The following is a 5,148-nucleotide window of genomic DNA, read 5'->3' on the forward strand; positions in this document are numbered from 1 at the left end:
GGTCGGGGAGCGGTCTTCGGGGCGGCCATGGTGGGAATGTGGATGTGCTCGTGCGTGTACAGATGCGGGGCCGTCATTGTCGGGCGTCGCCGGACGCTGCGAGCCCGGCCAGTGTCTCGATGCGGACCGGCACCAGCGGCGGGCGCGGCGCGGGCGGCGTCCAGCCGAACAGGAACTGCGCCGCGTCGCCGCAGACGCGCCCCTGGCAGGCGCCCATGCCGCAGCGGCGGTGCAGCTTGGCGTCGGTCCAGCCGGTGCAGGCCGAGAGTGCGGCAAAGGGCACGTCCTCGCAGCGGCACACGAGCGTGTCGGGGCGGGGCAGGGCCTTGAGGTCGTCGGCCAGTGCGAAGCGGCGGTGCAGCTGGGCGGCGAAAGCGTCCCAGCGGGCGCGTTCGCGGTCGTGCGCGCGGGCCTGGGCGGCCTCGCCGACGGCCGCGTGGCCGGCGATGGTGCCCTGCACCAGCGCGCGCTCGCTGCCGCCGAAGCCGGTGCATTCGCCCGCCGCGTAGATGTCCGCGACGCTCGTGGCCTGCAGCGCATCGACCGCGAGCCCCGGCCCCGCGAGCGCGCAGCCGAGCAGCTGGCCCAGCTGCGTGTTGGGCGTGAGGCCGAAGCCGCAGGCGATGCGGTCGCAGGCCATCTCGACCTCGCGGCCGCCTTGGCGCAGCCGCACCGATTCGACGTGCGTCGCGCCCTGCGCCGAGACCACGCGCGACGCCGTGCGGTAGCGCGCATCGGCCAGCGTGAGCGCCTGCACGGCCTTGCCGGGCCAGCGCACGAGGCTCGCACCGAAAGCCGCGACCGAGGCGAACGAGGCCTGCTCGGCGATGCGCAGCACCTGCGCGCCGGCTGCTTTGGCCGTGGCTGCAGCGGCCAGCAGCAAAGGCCCGCTGCCGGCGATGACGATGCGCTCGCCCGCGACCGGCAGGCCGGCCTTGATCAGCGCCTGCAGCCCGCCCGCGCCCGTCACGCCGGGCAGCGTCCAACCGGGGAAGGGCAGCAGCAGCTCGCGGGCGCCGGTGCACAGGATGAGCTTTGTCCATCGCATGCGCGTCGCGCCCTCGGCGTCTTCGAGCAGCAATTCATGCGAAGCAGGCGCGGCGACCACCCGCGTGCCGCTGCGCACGCGCAGGTTCGCGTGGCGTGCGAGCGCCTCGCGCCAGCGGCGTGCCGCCGGCGGCAGCGACGCGCCGGGGCCGTCGCGCCAGATCTGTCCGCCGGGCGCGGGGTTGTCGTCGATCACCACGACCGACGCACCGCTGGATGCCGCCGCCACGGCCGCGGCCATGCCCGCGGGGCCCGCGCCGACGACCAGCACATCGCAAGCTTCGCGCGTGACGCCGCTCATGCCGTCGTCTCCACGCGCATGCCCTCGGCGCACACGGTCTGGCAGGCGAGGCGTCGCCGCCCGTCGATCTGCACGCGGCACTCCTGGCACACGCCCATGCCGCAGAACGGCGCGCGCGGCTGGCCCGTGACCGAGGTGCGCGCCGCGCCCATGCCGCCGGCGATGCGCAAGGCGGCGGCGACCGAACTGCCGGCCTTCACGCGCACGGGCTGTCCGTCGATGTGCAGCAAGGTCTGAGCGCTCATGCCCTCTCCCGCAGGCCGCGCGGCGCATACGGCGCGGCGTCGAAATCGGGCGCTGCGCCGGTCATCAGCGCCGCGAGCACGTGCGCGCTGCCCGGTGCCGTGGTCACGCCCAGCCCTTCGTGGCCCACCGCGAGCCAGAGCTTCTCGCGCCACGGATGCCTGCCCAGCAGCGGCAGGCCGTCGGGCGAGGCAGCGCGCAGGCCGGTCCACGCGCGCACGGCGTTCAGGTCGGCGAGCCCCGGCAGGTAGTCGAGCGTGCGCTGCAGCATGCGCGCGAGCATCGGCGCCTCCACGGCCAGGTCGGTCGTGTCGAACTGGCGCGACGAGCCGACCAGCAGCTGCCCCGTGGGCCGCGGCTGCACATTGAAGGCGACCGAGTCGCCGTCGCTGTGGTGCGCGCTGGTCACGTAGCCGAGTTCGACGAGCTGGTGGCGCACGGTGCCCGGGTAGCGGTCGGTGATGAGCAGGTGGCCCTTCTTCGGGCGGATCGGCAGCTCGGGGCACAGCGTCGTCGCCTCGATGCCGTTGGCGAGCACGACCTGCGGCGCGGTGCGGCGGCTGCCATCGGACAGGCGCAGCGTGCCGTCGTCTTCGATGGCCTCGACCTTCGCGTGCTCGACCTGCACCAACGCGGCGTGCTGCGCGAGCAGCCAGCGTGCCGCGTTCGGCGCATAGAGGATGCCGTCGCCCGGCACTTCGAGCGCGCCCGACAGGCCGGGGCGCAACGCGGGCTCGGCGCGTGCGAGTTCGGCCGCATTCAGCAGTCGGCTCTCGATGCCGAGCGCGCCCAGCCGCAGCTGCTTGCGTTCGGCCTCGGCCATTTCCTCGTCGTTCGCCGCGATCCAGAGCGTGCCGCAGGGGCTGTAGGCGCAGTCAGCGCCCAGGCGCGGCGCGAGAGCGCGCCATTGCGCGACCGAGTGGCGGCTGAGCTCGAGTTCGGCCGCGTTGTCGTCCATCACCACGAGGTGGCCCATGCCCGCGCCGGTGGCACCGCCCAGGCGCGCGTCGAGCACGCACACGCGGCGCCCGGCCTGCGCCAACGCATGGGCGCACGCCGCGCCGACGATGCCGGCGCCGATGACGATGACGTCCGCGTCCATGCGCCCCGGTGTCAGAGGCGGATGCCCCAGCCGAAGGGGTCGTTGTCGTCGATGAGCAGCGTGGCCTCGGCGCTGATGTGCGCACGGCCGCGCAGCGTGGGAATGACCTGGTCGCCGTCCATCGCGTAGCTCGCCTCGAAGACGCTGCCGATCACGCTGGCCTGCCGCCACACCGCGCCCGGCGCGAGCTTGCCGTCGGCCGCGAGGCAGGCGATCTTGGCGCTGGTGCCGGTGCCGCAGGGCGAGCGGTCGTAGGCGTTGCCGGGGCACAGCACGAAGTTGCGGCTGTCGGCGCCGTCGTCATCGTTCGCGAAGAGTTCGATGTGATCGATCTCCGCGCCGTCCGCGCCCGTGATGCCCTGCGCCGCCAGCGCCTTGCGCAAGGCGGCCGTGTAGTCGGTCAGCGCCGCGAGGTTGTCGCTCGCCACGCGCTGGCCGTGTTCGCTCACGAGGAAGAACCAGTTGCCGCCCCACGCCACGTCGCCGCGCACCGTGCCGCGGCCCGGCAGGTCGACCGCCACCTGGTGCAGGTGCCGGTACGCGGGCACGTTGCGCACGCTCACCGAACCGTCTTCGTGCAGCGTGGTCGTCACCGTGCCCACGGGCGTCTCGATGCGGTGCTCGCCCACGCCGATGCGGCCCATGTGCGCCAGGCTCGCGACCAGCCCGATGGTGCCGTGGCCGCACATGCCCAGGTAGCCGGCATTGTTGAAGAAGACCACGCCGGCCGCCGCATCGGGCGACACCGGCTCGCACAGCAGCGCGCCGACCACGACATCGCTGCCGCGCGGCTCGAGCACGGCGGCGGCGCGCCACTTGTCGTGCTGGTCTGCGAGCAGCGTGCGGCGCTCGGCCATGGAGCCTTTCCCCAGATCGGGAAAGCCGCCGATCACAAGGCGCGTGGGCTCGCCGCCCGTGTGCGAGTCGATGACCTGGATGCGTTGCATGGATGTGCGGCTCACTCAGTAGCTGGCGATCGGCACGGGGGCCGCGTTCTTGAACGTGAAGACGGTGATGGGCGCCTGCTTCATGTTGCCCTTGTCGTCGTACGCGTAGGTGGCGGCCACGCCCTTGTAGGTGGCCTTGTAGAGCTCGGCGCCGACCTTGTCGGGGTCGATGGCGTTGGCCTTCTTCATCGACTCGCCGATGAACAGCACCTGGTCGTAGTACGAGGCGGCGTACGCATCGGGGTCGACGTTGAAGCGCTTCTTGAACTTCTCCTTGAAGGCCGGGCCGCTTTGCGCCTTCTCGAGCATGGAGCCGCCCTGCGCGCAGAACACCAGGTCGTTCACCGCGTCGCCGCCGATCTTGCCGGTGGCCGGGCTGCACACGGTGTCGCCGCCCAGCAGCTTGCCGGGCACGGCCAGCTGCTTCATCTGGCGCGCCATGGGCGCGGCTTGCGGCGCATAACCGCCGAAGAAGATCGCCTCGGGCGCCTTGCCCTTCATGTTGGTCAGGATGGCGGTGAAATCCACGGCCTTGTCGGTGGTGAACTCCTGGCCCACGATGGTGAGGCCCTGCTTCTTGGCCTCTTTGGTGAACTCTTCAGCGAGGCCCTGGCCGAAGGCGGTGCGGTCGTCGATCACGCCGACCTTCTTCACCTTCAGTTCCTTGGCCGCGTACACGGCCATGGCGCCGCCGATCTGGTTGTCGCTGGCAATGATGCGGTACAGGTTCTTGTAGCCGCCCTGCGTGACCTTCGGGTTGGTGCCCACGGTGGAGACCAGCGTGCCGCCGTCGCTGTAGATGCGCGAGGCCGGAATGGCCACGCCCGAGCAGTACGGGCCCATGACGAACTTGACGCCGTCGTCGACGAACTTCTGCGCCACGCTCACGCCGGTCTTGGCGTCGCACTGGTCGTCTTCGGAGACCAGCTCGAACTTCAGCGTCTTGCCGCCGACGTTGAGCTTCTTCGCGTTGAGCTCCTCGATGGCCAGACGGATGCCGTTTTCATTGTCCTTGCCCGCGAAGGCGTTGGGACCCGACAGCGGACCGCTGTGGCCGATCTTGACCACCTGCTCCTGTGCCTGCGCGGGGCTGGCCACGGCCAGGGCGACCAGGCCCGCGAGACTGAGTGAGGAAACCATGCCTGCTTGTGACTTCATGCTTCTTCCTAGGGTTGGGAACAATGAAAAACGACAGGGCCCGGCTGCATGAAGACCTGTCTCAGTTTAAATATATTAAGCACATATCTTGTGGATATCTGTGGGGCAAGCGCTCTTTCGGTCGCTGGGGTTCTGTGATATCTGTGAACGAACGGGCCGTTCAGGGAGCGATCCCGCCGACGGGGCACCTTGCTCCGCGAATGTCCTCCGGCCTGCGGCCTCCCCCTTGATTTCGCTGCGCAAGGCACCCCATCGACGTGCTCGTTGGGCAGTACGGTGATTGATCGGCTGAGAACCGACAGCGTGCCCCGTGCCCGGGCCACTGGGTGCTTCCCGCAGCGAAATCAAGG

The 5,148-nt window shown here is 70.9% G+C and carries 5 protein-coding genes; all 5 read right to left on the reverse strand.

Annotated features, from left to right (window positions below; all coding sequences use genetic code 11):
• Window positions 1-73 precede the first annotated feature (73 nt).
• From AC07XP_RS31905 to AC07XP_RS31925, 5 genes are read right to left on the reverse strand one after another with little or no spacing between them, the layout of a single operon-like run.
• Complete coding sequence (locus AC07XP_RS31905; RefSeq protein WP_495266916.1) at window positions 74-1,348, reverse strand: FAD-dependent oxidoreductase; 1,275 nt, start codon at window positions 1,346-1,348, stop codon at window positions 74-76.
• Window positions 1,345-1,593, reverse strand: a complete 249-nt coding sequence (locus AC07XP_RS31910; RefSeq protein WP_070063317.1) for a (2Fe-2S)-binding protein — start codon at window positions 1,591-1,593, stop codon at window positions 1,345-1,347. The genes AC07XP_RS31905 and AC07XP_RS31910 overlap by 4 nt, the downstream gene beginning before the upstream one ends.
• On the reverse strand, window positions 1,590-2,693 hold the full coding sequence (locus tag AC07XP_RS31915; protein ID WP_495266917.1) for an NAD(P)/FAD-dependent oxidoreductase: 1,104 nt from the start codon (window positions 2,691-2,693) through the stop codon (window positions 1,590-1,592). Before AC07XP_RS31915 ends, AC07XP_RS31910 begins: the two co-directional genes overlap by 4 nt.
• A gap of 11 nt (window positions 2,694-2,704) precedes the next feature.
• Window positions 2,705-3,640 (reverse strand): 4-hydroxyproline epimerase, encoded by a 936-nt coding sequence (locus AC07XP_RS31920; RefSeq protein ID WP_495266918.1) that lies wholly within the window; start codon window positions 3,638-3,640, stop codon window positions 2,705-2,707.
• 15 nt (window positions 3,641-3,655) lie between these two features.
• Window positions 3,656-4,798 carry a branched-chain amino acid ABC transporter substrate-binding protein gene (locus AC07XP_RS31925; protein ID WP_354345925.1) on the reverse strand — a complete coding sequence of 381 codons (1,143 nt, stop codon included), beginning with the start codon at window positions 4,796-4,798 and terminating at the stop codon, window positions 3,656-3,658.
• Window positions 4,799-5,148: the final 350 nt, after the last annotated feature.

It is taken from the genome of Variovorax sp. GW531-E2, assembly GCF_059423125.1.